Annotated in this window: 10 protein-coding genes and 1 tRNA gene; 2 read left to right on the forward strand and 9 right to left on the reverse strand. The window is 62.7% G+C overall.

Annotated features, from left to right (window positions below; genetic code table 11):
• The 6 genes from EAH84_RS07410 to recJ form a co-directional block, all read right to left on the reverse strand.
• On the reverse strand, positions 1-608 hold a 608-nt coding region (locus EAH84_RS07410), incomplete at its 3' end, for an amidohydrolase family protein (protein ID WP_140870059.1).
• 225 nt (positions 609-833) lie between these two features.
• The gene (locus EAH84_RS07415; RefSeq protein WP_140870062.1) at positions 834-1,217 is read right to left on the reverse strand and encodes a thiol-disulfide oxidoreductase DCC family protein; all 384 of its coding nucleotides are present in this window, start codon (positions 1,215-1,217) and stop codon (positions 834-836) included.
• A gap of 295 nt (positions 1,218-1,512) precedes the next feature.
• On the reverse strand, positions 1,513-2,307 hold the full coding sequence (locus EAH84_RS07420) for a serine hydrolase domain-containing protein (RefSeq protein ID WP_241656501.1): 795 nt from the start codon (positions 2,305-2,307) through the stop codon (positions 1,513-1,515).
• A gap of 38 nt (positions 2,308-2,345) precedes the next feature.
• Positions 2,346-2,660, reverse strand: coding sequence for a serine hydrolase (locus tag EAH84_RS07425; protein WP_140870068.1), 315 nt, complete (start codon positions 2,658-2,660; stop codon positions 2,346-2,348).
• Positions 2,661-3,295: 635 nt separating this feature from the next.
• A tRNA-Glu gene (locus tag EAH84_RS07430) sits at positions 3,296-3,370 on the reverse strand.
• Positions 3,371-3,440: 70 nt separating this feature from the next.
• On the reverse strand, positions 3,441-5,207 hold the full coding sequence (gene recJ, locus EAH84_RS07435; protein WP_140870071.1) for a single-stranded-DNA-specific exonuclease RecJ: 1,767 nt from the start codon (positions 5,205-5,207) through the stop codon (positions 3,441-3,443).
• 1,257 nt (positions 5,208-6,464) lie between these two features.
• On the opposite strand from recJ, the gene EAH84_RS07440 reads away from it, so the two are divergent.
• Complete coding sequence (locus EAH84_RS07440) at positions 6,465-8,483, forward strand: hypothetical protein (RefSeq protein WP_140870074.1); 2,019 nt, start codon at positions 6,465-6,467, stop codon at positions 8,481-8,483.
• 79 nt (positions 8,484-8,562) lie between these two features.
• On the opposite strand, the gene EAH84_RS07445 is transcribed toward EAH84_RS07440, so the two are convergent.
• Positions 8,563-9,834, reverse strand: coding sequence for a metal-dependent hydrolase family protein (locus EAH84_RS07445; protein ID WP_140870077.1), 1,272 nt, complete (start codon positions 9,832-9,834; stop codon positions 8,563-8,565).
• Between the two features lie 36 nt (positions 9,835-9,870).
• Between EAH84_RS07445 and EAH84_RS07450 the strand changes: the two genes are divergently transcribed.
• Positions 9,871-12,081, forward strand: coding sequence for a penicillin acylase family protein (locus EAH84_RS07450; protein WP_140870081.1), 2,211 nt, complete (start codon positions 9,871-9,873; stop codon positions 12,079-12,081).
• 286 nt (positions 12,082-12,367) lie between these two features.
• Here the strand turns inward: EAH84_RS07450 and EAH84_RS07455 are convergent, their stop codons facing one another.
• Both EAH84_RS07455 and EAH84_RS07460 read right to left on the reverse strand, forming a co-directional pair.
• Complete coding sequence (locus tag EAH84_RS07455) at positions 12,368-12,754, reverse strand: response regulator (RefSeq protein ID WP_140870084.1); 387 nt, start codon at positions 12,752-12,754, stop codon at positions 12,368-12,370.
• Entirely contained in the window at positions 12,751-13,692 is a 942-nt protein-coding gene (locus EAH84_RS07460; protein ID WP_140870086.1) for an HWE histidine kinase domain-containing protein, read from the reverse strand. Before EAH84_RS07460 ends, EAH84_RS07455 begins: the two co-directional genes overlap by 4 nt.
• Positions 13,693-14,019 lie beyond the last annotated feature (327 nt).

Genomic DNA, 14,019 nt, shown 5'->3' on the forward strand with positions numbered 1-14,019 from the left:
GCGAGCCGCCGAACAGCCTTGCTGCATTCCTCGGTCCCCGTGCAGACAGTGAACATACCCGGCGTAGTCGAGAGGGCGTCGCGCAGGTCCGGCGAGAGACCAACCGCGGGATCGGCGTGGCCGCCAATCATCGATAGCGGCTGGCCTGAGACCTTGATGCGCGGCCCTGGCACGCTGCCGTCACGGATCGCATCGCGCACCGCGATGGCAGATGTGCCGCTGGAGCCGACGTCGCGAACTGTCGTGAAGCCTGCGCGCGCCGTGATCAACGCGTTCTTGACGCCGGTGACGGCCGCGTAGCTTTCAGAATATTTGGGCCGGAGCGTCTCGTACCAGGGAAGGTTTGCGTCGCTGGTCAAATGAACGTGGACGTCGATCAGCCCAGGCATGACCGTCTTGTCGCGCATGTCGACCACCGTCGCACCGGCGGGTGCGGTGGCACCGTCGTCGATCCGGGTGATTCGTCCGTCGGTTATGATGAGGGTGGAGGCCGCACGCGCAGGGGCTGCCGCATCGACGATCAGCCGACCTGCCTGAATTGCATAAGTCTCGGCCTGAGCGGCGGCGGTGGCGAGCGCGAGCGCGATGGCGGCGATGGCTTTCAGCACGTGAATATCCCCAATCTAGGCAGCGCTTAATAGCGTGCTCGATACAGTGCGTTTGGTGCGCGAGAGGTCGCATATTGTCCAGCGCTATGGGCGCTTGTTTCCGACGTTGAGACCGCCGCGCGATGGCGCCAAGCGCGATCTTACCGCGACGATCGACCCTGAGCTCGTATGGGTGGCCTGGGCGACCAAGGGACAAAGGTGCCCGATGCGCTTTCTTGGCGAGATTTACGAATTCGCGACGCGAGCTCGCCCCTTCGCAGCCCGACGGATTAATCGCTGTACCGTGGGGCGGACACGCAGGAAGCCGATATATGCCGTCTCGAGTGTCCGCAGCACCGTGGGTGAGCGCGCGACCAATCCCAGTGGACGTAGCAGTGGGATCGCTCGCCACATTGCTGCGAATGCCGCTGCGCCCGACAACAATTCACCGTCCTCGTTTGCATGAAAGCGAGCCAGGAGCGCTCCTCGATCAAGGGGGCAGGCGTCGGCATCCGCCTTGATTACGTCGACAAAGTGGATCGCACCGCGCCTATCGAGACGGCGGATCAACGCAATTTCTGCGCGGCAGAGCGGACAGTCGCCATCGTGCCAGACGGTGAGGTTGGTCATTCGAGGCATATAGGACGCTCGCCTACGAAACGCATCAGTCCCACGGTGCGGTTCGCCCCCGGAATCATTGCTGGTTCAGAGAAGGCGCGCTTGTTGAGAAGCCGAATATGCGGACGATCGAGCCCAGGAGAAGACGCTCAGAATAGCCGACTATGAAACTTGCCGGCAGCGAGCGCGCCGGCATTGGCCGGACCGGTTACTTATCCACGGTGGTTCCAGGCGCAACGATTCTCCCGAAATCGACGCGAGTGCCTAAGCTATTTATTTGACGGCTAACCACATCGGAAGGCCCGCGTTAGCGGGTCGCCGGCACCCGCTCAACGACCCGCCCGAGCGCAACGCGCAGCGCCGCGAACGCAGCAGTATCGTCTTGGGTCTTGCCGAGCCGCACGAGCACAAGGTTCTGGTCCGGCGATGCGATGACAAACTGGCCGAGATGCCCGAGGCACGACACTAGCGTTGCCGGACCATGGCCTGGAAACAGCGCTGGGCGCGGGTCGCGCCCGCCTGCGCGGTTCAGCCACAGCTGGCCACCATATTCGGGGTTGTCGGGCGAAGGCGTCTTCATGAACGAGAGCCAATCAGGCGATACAATTTGTGTTCCGTCCGGCGCCTTGCCCGCGAGCAATATCTGACCAAGCCGCCCATAATCGTCGAGCGTCATGTAGATCAGCGATCCGCCGATCTGGGTTCCGGCACCGTCGAACTCGAGCACCGCGCTTGTGATCCCGGCAGGCCCGAACAACCGCTGGGTGGCGAAGCTGCGATACGCCTCGGCTCGTACCCGGGTATCGCTGCTGGACGTCAGCGTCCGCGTGATGATCTCCGCCAAGATGATCGTCGTGAGCGAGCTATATTCGAACTTGGCACCGGGTCGTGCTTCCAGCGGCACCCCGATCGCGCGCGCGGCCATCTTTTGGGTCCCGCTGACGAACAGCACCTGATTCGTGTCCGACGCTTCGACCGGATCGCCGACTTCGGTATGTTGCAGCCCCGACGACATGTTGAGCAGCATCCGCAGCGTGATCGCGCCACGCGGATCGTTCGCACGATGCCATTCGGCGATCGGCGCTGGCGCGTCGAGCGACAACTTGCCTTCCGCGACCAGCTCGCCGACGAGGATCGCGGTTACCGTGTCGTCGTGAGCGAGCTATATTCGAACTTGGCACCGGGTCGTGCTTCCAGCGGCACCCCGATCGCGCGCGCGGCCATCTTTTGGGTCCCGCTGACGAACAGCACCTGATTCGTGTCCGACGCTTCGACCGGATCGCCGACTTCGGTATGTTGCAGCCCCGACGACATGTTGAGCAGCATCCGCAGCGTGATCGCGCCACGCGGATCGTTCGCACGATGCCATTCGGCGATCGGCGCTGGCGCGTCGAGCGACAACTTGCCTTCCGCGACCAGCTCGCCGACGAGGATCGCGGTTACCGTCTTTGCCATCCTCCTGGCCAGTCAGGAGTCCCCAGTTTGCTCCCATTCGTGCGCGGTCCAGCGTTAAGAGTGCGAGATTGGCTGGTCGTGTTAGAGTATCGTTCCGATCGCTTCCGAAGGCCACGTAACGCTTACCTGGAACCATGGACACAAGATCCACAGGATTTGCCGATTCGTTGATTAGGTCGATCGAGTATAAAACCAGCTCCCTCAATGCGATATTAAGCGCACCAGAGCTCAGCCCGTTTGCGGCGCTTGCCTTGACGCGTTCATAGCGAGCACGAAGCGTGGCGAGGGTGTGAGGTGGTTGTCCCATCGCGCTAAAGTCCGACAGATTTAGTCGGAAGTCAAAGCAGCCGAACGAATAACTTTCCGAATGATCGCACGTCAATCGACTGAGCGTGACCCCGATCCCGGGTTTTCGCGCTGAAAGCACCGCGCCCGTGCAGATAGTTATGCGTCAAGCACAGCGTCGACACCAAAAACCCCAGCAATCCGACGTTTCTTTCTGAGCGACCAGCAGATCGTTTAGCGCATTGGAGCGCACCAGAGACCCAAGTTATGCCCGGAGTTATGCCCGGTTCCGAGAGCCAATATCGGCATCTATCAGGAATAAATCGTTTGTTTTCAGTAGCTTAGGCTACTGGTGACCCCTACGGGATTCGAACCCGTATTTCAGCCGTGAAAGGGCCGCGTCCTAACCCTTAGACGAAGGGGCCAACGGGGCGTCGACTAGGCGAAGGGGGCGGGGGGGTCAAGATGGTGTGTGCGTTGGCGTGCGGAAGTTGGTCAATCGGCCCAGGCGGCGTCCTCGAGGTGCATCTCGGCGGCGGGGCGGCTGCCCCAGTCGTCGATCTTGATGCGGCCCGCGAGCCACAGCCGGCGGTGCGGGGGGGCGGCGAGCAGCGCCTGGCCGAGCGCGGTGTCGGCGGCGCGGAACGCGACCGCCTTCAGGCTGGGGCCGTCGCCGCCGCTCGCGATGACGCGGACATGGCCGTTGCCGACGATATCGGCCTTGATGATGCGGACCGGCCCCGCCGCGATCCGGGGCGCGGGCCAGCCCATGCCGTAGGGGCCGCCGACCTCGAGCGACTCGACCAGTGCGGGGTTGACCCCACCGGTCGCGAGCACCGCATCGACGAGCAGCGCGCGGTCTTCGCGCGCGCGATCGACGGTGGCGGCGAGGCGATCCTCGAGGAAATCGGCGAAGGCGGCGATCCGGTCGGCGGAGACCGTCAGCCCTGCGGCCATCGCGTGGCCGCCGCCTGCCTCGATCAACCCATGTTCCTTGGCGGCGAGGATCGCGGCACCGAGATCGACCCCCGCGATCGAGCGGCCCGAGCCCTTGCCGACGCCGTGGTCGTCGATCGCGATGACGATCGCGGGACGGCCGAGGCGTTCCTTGAGTCGGCCCGCGACGATACCGATGACGCCAGCGTGCCAGCCCGACCCCGCGACGACGACGACGCGGCGGGCGGGGTCGGCCAGCGCGTCGGCCTGAAGCTGGACGTCGCCCTCGATTCCGCGGCGCTGGTCGTTGAGCGCGTCGAGCTCGGCGGCGATGGCGCGCGCCTCGGCGGGGTCGCGGGTGGTGAGGAGGCGGACGCCGAGGTCGGACTTGCCGACGCGCCCGCCTGCGTTGATCCGGGGGCCGAGCGCGAAGCCGAGGTCGCTGCAGGTCGGCGCGCGGGTGAGGCGTGAGGCCTCGATCAGCGCGGCGAGGCCGATGTTGCGGCGCTGCGCCATCACCTTGAGCCCCTGCGCGACGAACGCGCGGTTGAGGCCGCGGAGCTGGGCGACATCGGCGACCGTGCCGAGCGCGACGATATCGAGCAGGTCGATCAGCCGGGGTTCCGCACGATCCGCGAAGAAGCCGCGGGCGCGCAGGGTGCGGACCAGCGCGGCGGCGAGGAGGAAGCAGACCCCGACCGCGGCGAGGTGGCCGTGCGCCGCGCCGCCGCCGTCGCCCGGGGTCTCGTCGAGGCGGTTGGGGTTGACCAATGCGTGCGCGATCGGGAGCGCGGCGGTGCATTTGTGGTGATCGACGACGACGACGTCGATCCCGGCGGCGTGCGCGGCGGCGAGCGCGTCGAAGCCTTGCGCGCCGCAATCGACGGTGACGATCAGCGACGCGCCCTCATGGCCCAGGCGGAGCAGCGCGGCGGCGGTGGGGCCATAGCCCTCGCGCATCCGATCGGGGATGTAGGGGCGCGCCTCGATGCCGAGGTCGCGCAGGACGAGGACGAGGAGCGCGGCGGAGGTGGCGCCATCGACGTCGTAATCGCCGAAGATCGCGACGTTTTCGCCCGCCGCGACCGCGTCGGCGAGGCGGGTGGCGGCGCGGTCCATGTCGCGGAAGACCGAGGGATCGGGCATGAACGCGCGGATCGAGGGCGCGCGATTATCGTCGAGCGCGGCGCGCGAACAGCCGCGCGCGAGGAGCAGCTGGGTGACCAGATCGTCGGTCCCGAACCCGTCGCGCGCATCGGCGGCGAGCGCGCGCCACCGCCACGGCTGGCCGAGGATCGAGTGGGTGACGTTGAGGACGGTGGTCATCGCCCAGGGTCTTATCGCAACGCGGGGAGGAGGCAATGGACGCGGCGAAGTTCACACAAGGTCACGCCAGGACGCGGTGCGGACCGGGCCGGTCGACGCGCCGGGCCAGCGGCAAAGGTCACATAAGGTCACGCCAGTACGATGGCGGGGGCAGGGCAGTCGACGCGCCGGGGCAGGCGCAAAGTTCACACAAGGTCATGCCAAAACGTACGCCGGGCGGAGGGTTGGTGCCCGCGCGGTGACGTGGACGAGTTTGACGAAGTTGACGAGTTTGACGAAGTTGACGATCTTTACAGGGGCGAATATTTTTTGGGTTTCCCTGTCGGATGCGACCGGATGCGACGGACGCAGGTCGGCAGTGCGGACGCGATGGTGAGGCGGGCGTATCGAGCGGGCAGACAATAAATAATTTCTAAAGCATATTTGGGGGCTGTAGGACAGCGGTAAACGGGGGCTCGTATCTGCGTGCAGTTAACCGTTCCACGCGCAGCGCTTTAGCATCGTCCGATCTCGGCAGGGGCGAGCCTGAGAATTTTACAAATTCCATGACGGAACGGTGCAAGATTACAATTCAGTATCGGAATGAAAGCGATGATCGAGTTTAACTTGCACGGTCGTCATTTTCGGGCAAGATAAGCGCATTGAGGGGTTCAGATGCACAGCACAAGTATGACCGACCACGACGAGGCTTATCTGCTTACATCGTTGCGCGAAGGGCGTGTCGTCATCGTGCTCGGCGCGGGCGCATCCATGTCCAGTCGTAGCGGGAAGGGGGCGGTCCCTAACAGCGCCCAGCTTGCCGCCATACTAGCTGGGCGAGCGGCTCTACCGTATGCTGAAGAGTCCTTAACGGAAGTACTTTCCGCAGTTCAGCCAATTATCGGCGATCTTGGAATCAGAAGCGTTTTGGATTCTGAATATAAGGGCGTGGAGCCATCCAGATAACTTCAAGCACTTTTTAGATATAGTTGGAAGCATCTGTACACATGGAACATTGATGATGCTCTCGATAGCGTGAGAGGTCATCGAGCTCAGGCTGCTGTAACTTATAATGGAATGGTTGACCGAGCGGCAGAAACCTCTGGACCTCAGCGTTTACAGATAGTTTATTTACATGGTCAAGTGTCGCGGCCAGAGCATGGTTTAATTATGACCGAGGTTGAATATGCGAGACAGATAAAAAGCGATCGACATTATTGATACCAGGAAGCGGCAAAAGACTATTTAACTTATACACCGGTTTTTATCGGTTCATCGATGAACGAACCAATATTAACAGCAGAACTTGAACGGGCCAAGAGAGAGGGTGAACTGGCATCGGGGTGTGCTTATTTGGTGACGCCGGACGACCTTAGCCCTATACGGCAAGCTGGACTGAAGGCTCGCGGAATCGTGCACTTTCAGGGGACACTGGAGATATTTACAAACTGGTTAGCGCGCCAGTTTCCTAGCGGACTTTTACCGAGAGATATTGTTGCAGCATCGAATCATTATTCACCGGATGCGCTTGCAACGCTTACGCCAATGGATCTTGAAGCAGCTCAGTCACTTAAACCGATCTATCCATCGGAAAAACTGAACCTCGCTCGCCAAATGGACGAGGGGCAAAAGGCGCAGCTTGCGCGGCAGTTTCTGCAGGGATTTCCTCCATCGTGGACTGTGGCAGCGTCAGATATTCCGGTTGAACTCGATGCGATTGGCGGCCTGAAACGTAATATTGAGGCAGCTCTGGCAATTAGTGCTGAGTTGGTAGTCGCTACTGGACAATCAGGGAGCGGGAAATCAACCGCGGTAATGATTTGTCTGCTCCGTATAGTCGCAGAAAACGAAAACCTGGCTCTCTATGATCTTAGTCACGAGACTAAGTCTGTCACAAACGCATTCTCTGTCTTAAGACGAGTAGAGTCAAAACGGGTGATTGTACACGTCGGTGATTTATTCATTTTTGGAGGCTCTCTGCGAACGGATCTCGAGTCATTATTTGGCCAGGATGTACTAGTGGTAGGTACTGCTCGTAGCGGAGAGTGGAATGAGCATCTTTCGAGGTATCTGGATGATGTTGCAATTGTACACGATTTTCAAAGGTTCGTGAGGACAGACTTCGACCCGCTTATAAAGCGTTTGGTCCAATACGTTCCGGCTCCTATTTTCAGAAGAATGACCGACGCTCAGCGTAAAGCGAAGTTTGCGAGCTCTAAAAGCCAGCTGTTGATAGCTCTCCGTGAGGCAACAGACTCGACGAATTTCACGGACACCATTTCTAGCGAATTTGAAAATCTTCCGGACGACGAGACAAAGCGTTTGCTTGTGATGGTTGGCATAGCCACTATCGCGCGCGTTGGAATGAGCGAGGCAATGGCGCGGGAGGCTTACGAGCAGAGCGCCTCGCAGCGATCGTTTGATCAAGCTCTTTCTGCGCTTGGTGGTATCGTCGCGGACGCGGGCGGTGGCCGACTATTTGCTCGTCACGAACTCTATGTGCGTCACATCCTTGAATCTCTTACGCCAAGAGATGAGTTCTTCTACTGTATGTCTCGTATTCTCAAGACATTTGTAAAGTATGATACGCCAATCATTAAGTACGTTAATAGACAAGATGCTGCTCTGTTTAGATTCCTGCTGAACCATTACTATATATTCGAAAGCACAAAAAGATTCCGTTCTGAAACTCTGGGGATCGGCCATTATGGAGAAAACGAGATTTCCTTTCAGCTCGATGGCCACTTCTGGCTTCAATATGGGCTATTTATGGGGCGTCTTGGAAAGGATGAAGTCGCAGTTGAATTATTGACGAAGTCGATACGGGCCTACCCAGATAACATTTTTGCTTCGCACGCGCTCGCCGATATTCAGCTCAAGATGGCTCGAAGTCGCCCTGTCTATGACGCAAAAACAAAAGCGTTGATCAGCGATGCAGTTACGAACTTGCTCGCCCAAGATGCGAGGCATGAGACGCGAACAGATCAATATCCCATAGTGACGCTCTGTAATGGGCATATAGGCGCGCTTCTTGCCCACGGGCAAACAGGCGAGGCCACCGAGCTCGCGCCGAGTTATTACGATAAATTAACGCAGTTGGAGAAGACGGTAGCGGCTCCTATGGTGACATCAGCTAGACAACGCATGTTGCTGTTTGCTTCCACTGGGGAGTGGAATTTGCCGCTTCGTGATCTCCACGAATATGATGGGCGTGCTGCAAACCCGTCGCTGCGGAGCAGTGCGCGGAAAGGGCGAGTTGGTCGGGATCACGATCGAGGAAAATCGCGGAAGCGATAGATCAACTACGCTCGATTACTATAATAGGTCAGGCGGCAAACGGAAAGCATCCGACGTTCGACAGCGGTACGAATTTGAACTACTCCCCCCGCACCACCACGCCCCCCTTCATCACGAACCGCACCGCTGTCGTCGCTGCGACGTCGCGGGTCGGGTCGCCTGCGAGGCCGACGAGGTCGGCGAGGAGGCCGGGCTTGATTGTGCCGCGGTCGGTGAGGTGGAAGGCGTGGGCGTTGCCGGAGGTCGCGGCGATCATCGCCTGGGGGGCGGGCATCCCGGCGGCGACCATCAGCGCGATCTCGCGCGCGTTCTCGCCGTGGGGGAAGACGCCGACGTCGCCGCCGACGCACAGCTGTACGTGCGCGGCGAGCGCGGCGGCGAAGGCGGTTCGGCTGGTGGCGACGCCGGTGGGGGCGGGATCGGCGCCGCTCCACCCGGCGTAGCGCGCGGTCGCGTCGGCGGCGGCGAGGGTGGGGCAGAGCGTGGTGCCGTGGTCGTGCATCGCGCGGAAGATTTCGGGGGTGCCGCCATAGCCGTGTTCGATCGTGTCGGCGCCCGCGTCGATCGCGCGGCGCATCCCCTCGGGCGTCGAGGTGTGGACCGCGACGGTTCGGCCCGCATCGTGCGCGGCGGCGACCGCGGCGGTCATCTCGGCCTGGCTGAAGGTGGCGCGGCTCGGCTCGCCGGGTCCCCAGCGATAATCGCCGTAGAGCTTCACGACATCGGCCCCCGCGGCGATCTGGCCACGGACCGCGGCGACGATGCCCTCGACGCCGCTGGCTTCCTCCGCGCCCTGCGGCACGATCACGCCGGGCTCGAAGCCCTTGGGGCCATAGGCGCCCCTGGCGACGATCGCGCGGGTCGCGGCGAGAATGCGCGGTCCGGGGACGATGCCCTGTCTGATCGCCTCGCGCAGGCCGACATCGGCATAGCCCGCGCCCTCGGTGCCGAGATCGCGGGTGGTGGTGAAGCCCGCCATGAGCGTGCGGTTGGCGGCGACGACCGCGCGCGCGGTGCGGAGCGCGAGGGGTTCGTGGAGGACCTGATCGTCCCACTTCGCTTCGTTGTACGGGTGGAGGAAGAGGTGGCTGTGGCCCTCGATCATGCCGGGGATCAGCGTCTCGCCGGGGAGGTCGATGGTGCGGGTGCCGGGCGGGGTGGCGAGCGACGGGCCGACCGCGGCGATGGTGTCGCCGGTGACGAGCACCTGCCAGCCGGGGTGGGGAAGGGGGTCCTCGCCGTCGAAGACCTGCGCGGGGCGGAGGAGGATCGATGGGGGTTCTGCCGCGAGTGCTGGGGCTAGGGTTGGTGCGGCGATAAGCACGAACAGAGCGGTGATGAGTGATCGCATGTTGTTTCCCCGGCGTGGCCCCGATAGCCTTTGCCTATGGATAGACCCGCACGCGCGCTCCGCAACCCGCTCCCTGTTTCGTTTGTCGCCGTGATGCTGCTGGCGGCTGCCCCGGCTCAGGCGCAATCGCCCGACCTGGCGCGGTGGCGGGCGGAGGCGGCGCGGGTGACGATCACGCGCGACGACTGGGGGATCGCGCATGTCCATGGGAAGAGCGACGCCGATGCGGTGTTCGGCGCGATCTATGCGCAGGCGGAGGATGATTTCGCGCGGGTCGAGGCGAATTACCTGACCGCGCTGGGGCGGACCGCGGAGGCGCCAATTGAAATGGGGGGCGGAGAAGGCGCGATCTGGGCCGATCTGCGCCAGCGGCTCTATGTCGATCCGGTTGCGCTGCAGGCGGAATATCATCGCAGTCCGGCGTGGCTGCGCGGGCTGATGGATGCGTGGGCGGATGGGTTGAATTTCTATCTGGCGACGCATCCGGGGGTGCATCCGCAGGTGCTGACCCGGTTCGAGCCGTGGATGGCGCTGTCGTTCACCGAGGGGAGCATCGGCGGGGATATCGAGCGGATCTCGCTCAGCGAACTCGCGAGCTTCTATGGGGGCACGCCGGTGGCGATGACCGACGAGGAGCTGGGGCGGCGGCCGCAGGAGCCCAAGGGATCGAACGGGATCGCGATCGCGCCGAAAAACACCGTCGACGGCCACGCGCTGCTGCTGATCAACCCGCACACGAGCTTTTATTTCCGCAGCGAATTGCAGATGACGAGCGATGCGGGGCTGAACGCGTACGGCGCGTCGACCTGGGGGCAGTTCTTCATCTACCAGGGGTTCAACGCGCACGCGGGGTGGATGCATACCTCATCGGGGGTCGATAACGTCGATGAGTTCGCCGAGACGGTGGCGGCGGGGCGGTATCGGTATGGTAAGGCGCTGCGACCGCTGACGACGCGCGCGATCACGCTGCGGTTTCGGCGGGCGGACGGGACGATGGGGAGCCGCACCGTCACCACCTATGCGACGCATCACGGCCCGATCGTGGCGAAGCGCGGGACCACGTGGATCGCGGAGGCGCTGATGTGGCGGCCGATCCCGGCGCTCGAGCAGAGCTGGCTGAGGACGCGGGCGACCGATCTGGCGAGCTATGTGACGGTGGCGCAGCGGCAGGCGAATTCGTCGAACGACACGATCTTTGCCGACGCCAAGGGCGAGATCGCGTATCTCCACCCGCAATTCGTGCCGATCCGCAGCGAGCGGTTCGATTATACGCGGGCGGTGGATGGCGCGGACCCGGCGACCGACTGGCGCGGGCTCACCCCACTCGCCAAGCTGCCGCAGGCGGTCGATCCGGGGACGGGCTATGTCGCCAACAGCAACAATGCGCCGTGGACCGCGGCGGGGGCGGACAGCCCCAAGGCGGCGGATTTCCCGGCGTATATGGATACCGCGGGGCAGAACGCGCGCGGGGTCCATGCGGCATTGCTGCTTGAGAACCGGCATGACTTCACGCCTGAGCGGCTGATGACCGCGGCGTTCGACAGTTATCTGCCCGCGTTCGCGACGCTGATCCCGCAACTCGTCGCGGCGTATGATGCGCTGCCCAAGGGGGCCGCGCGGCGTGCGCAGTTGGCCGAACCGATCGCGCTGCTGCGCGGGTGGGATTATCGGTGGGGTGCCGCCTCGGAGCCGACGTCGCTGGCGGTGTTCTGGGGCGATACGCTGTGGCGCGATGTCGGCGAGTTCGCGCGCGCGGAGCGCGTCAACGTGCCCGATTATATCGCGACGCGGGTGACGCACGAGGTGAAGCTCGCGGCGCTGCAGGCGGCGGTCGACCGGTTGACGCGCGATTTCGGGAATTGGCGCGTCGCGTGGGGAACGATCAACCGGTTCCAGCGACTGGACGATGCGATCGACCCGCATTTCGACGACGCCCGCCCGAGCACACCCGTCCCCTTCACCTCGGCGCAATGGGGCAGCCTCGCCTCGTTCGGCGCGCGGGCGTACGACAACACCAAGCGCTATTACGGAACGAGCGGGAACAGCTTCGTCGCGGTTGTCGAGTTCGGGCCGAAGGTGCGGGCTTGGGCAGTGACCGCGGGTGGTGAAAGCGGCGATCCGGCGTCGCCGCATTTTCGCGACGAGATCGATCGGTATGCGGGCGGTAAACTCAGGCCGGTGTATTTCTATCCCGAGGATCTGACGGGGCATGTCGAGCGGCGCTATCGGCCGGGGGAGCGGAAGTAGGGCGTAGCGGCGGCTATCGCCCAATTTCAGTCGTCGCGAGATTTCTCCCGCTAGCCAAAAGGTGCGATTTTCGGCCCGCGATTTTGACGCTCTGAAACACGGATGAATCCGCTGCCCGCAACTTCGCGACCGGCCAACTCTTGCATAGAGCCGAACGATCAGGCTTGACCCATGCGAAAGACATCGATCCTTGGCCGAACTCGATTGAGTGGAAAATCACATCCCTGTTCGCTGTCGAGCTCAAGCAGCTTCGCGCCGGCTTGCCCATTTTGACTTCGCCGCCGCGTTACGCCGCCACCGGCAACGGCTCGTCCGGTAGCAACCGTTCTAATACTGCGATCAGCGCCTCACGCGTATAGGGCTTTCTGAGCGCCGGGCGGTCCTCGAGATCGGGACGATCGCCGTGGTCGCGATAACCAGTCGAGAAAACAAACGGAATGCCGCGCTGTGCCAGCGCATCGGCGATCGGATAGCTTTTCTCCCCGCCCAAGTTGACGTCGAGGAACGCGGCGTCGAAGTCGTGGCTGCCAAGCAAGGCCAGCGCTTCTGCGACGCTGGCTGCGGCGTGGATCTGGGAGCAGCCAAGATCCTCGAACGCCATCTCGATATTCATCAGGACAAGCATCTCGTCCTCGACGACGAGCATTTGGCGGCCAGCGAGGAGGCCGGTCATTGCTTCACCGGGTTGGAAGTGGGGATGTCGATCGTGCAGGCCACCCCGTGGCTATGATAGTCGAGCGTGACCTTGCCGCCCAGCTCGTGCGCCAGACCGCGCTCGATGACCCATGAGCCGAAGCCTTTTCGCGACGGCGGCGTCACTGCCGGGCCATCGCGCTCCTGCCACCGCAGCACCAGGCGATCGCCCGCTGTGTCCGGCACCACCGTCCAGTCGATCGCGATCGTTCCAGCGTCGTTCGAGAAGGCCCCATACTTGACCGCGTTGGTCGCGAGTTCGTGGATCGCGATCGCCAGCGAGAGCGTGGTCTTGGGTGATAATCGCACATTCTCGCCGACGACCGTGAAACGCTCGGGGCGGCCCGCGATCACCTCGAACGGATGTAGGGCGGTGTCGACCAGATCGTGCAAGCCCGATCCGTCCCAATTGCCGATCGTGAGCAGGTCATGTGACCGCGACAGAGCGAGAATGCGCGACTCGATTGCCTCACGGACCGCGGCGGGCTCGGCTGGCCTGCGGAGCGCTTGGGTCACGATCGACTGCACCGTCGATAGCGTGTTCTTCACCCGGTGATTGAGTTCGTCGATCAGCATCTTGCACCGCGCGTTCTCCCGCCGATGATCGGTTAGGTCGACGAGTGAGACGAACTGCTGCACGATCGCGCCGGTATCATCGCACACCGGGCTGACGAACATCGATGCCCAGAACTCGCTGCCGTCATTGCGCTTGTAATGAATCTCGGGATCGGTCTCGCACTCACCTCGGAACGCCGCTTCGACAATCGGCATCGTTTCCGCATCGACACCAACCGCCAGGAGCGATTGGAAGCTTTTGGCTAACACCTCATCGCGCGCGTAGCCCGTCAGCGCCAAAAAGGCGTCGTTCGCGAAGATGACAGGGTGACCGGGCTCCTCGCCTGTGAACACCATTGGCATGCGGGTCTTTTCGGCGGCCACTACGAACGGGCCAAGATCCCGGCGAAACGCGTCGACCGAGGCTTCGTCCTGTTGCTGAACGTCTGATTTTGCCGTTACGTCCGCCATTCGAATATCCCTAGTTGGGGTCGGCTTACTCCTTAAAAATCAGTCCACCTAAGTTTACTTGGCACCTCAGCGGTGGGCCGCCGTGCGAAGGCCCTCTGAGGCAATCGTGCGCAGCATGAACGAGCGCCGGCGTTCACCCTTGGTTGAGGGTACCGTCAGTGGCAGATTGTAAGCGGCCACTCGCAGTATCCCCGCGAATGGCAGCTCCCCCCAATTCCA

Origin of the sequence: Sphingomonas oligophenolica, assembly GCF_006438955.1 — a bacterium.
Classification (GTDB): Bacteria; Pseudomonadota; Alphaproteobacteria; order Sphingomonadales; family Sphingomonadaceae; genus Sphingomonas; species Sphingomonas oligophenolica_A.

Bases quoted from the DNA above. Each gene is read 5' to 3' on its own strand.
- EAH84_RS07415 (WP_140870062.1), bottom strand. From the start codon at position 1,217: ATGACCAACCTCACCGTCTGGCACGATGGCGACTGTCCGCTCTGCCGC.
- EAH84_RS07425 (WP_140870068.1), bottom strand. From the start codon at position 2,660: ATGGCAAAGACGGTAACCGCGATCCTCGTCGGCGAGCTGGTCGCGGAA.
- recJ (WP_140870071.1), bottom strand. From the start codon at position 5,207: ATGACCACCGTCCTCAACGTCACCCACTCGATCCTCGGCCAGCCGTGG.
- EAH84_RS07440 (WP_140870074.1), top strand. From the start codon at position 6,465: ATGAACGAACCAATATTAACAGCAGAACTTGAACGGGCCAAGAGAGAG.
- EAH84_RS07445 (WP_140870077.1), bottom strand. From the start codon at position 9,834: ATGCGATCACTCATCACCGCTCTGTTCGTGCTTATCGCCGCACCAACC.
- EAH84_RS07450 (WP_140870081.1), top strand. From the start codon at position 9,871: ATGGATAGACCCGCACGCGCGCTCCGCAACCCGCTCCCTGTTTCGTTT.
- EAH84_RS07455 (WP_140870084.1), bottom strand. From the start codon at position 12,754: ATGACCGGCCTCCTCGCTGGCCGCCAAATGCTCGTCGTCGAGGACGAG.
- EAH84_RS07460 (WP_140870086.1), bottom strand. From the start codon at position 13,692: ATGCCAATGGTGTTCACAGGCGAGGAGCCCGGTCACCCTGTCATCTTC.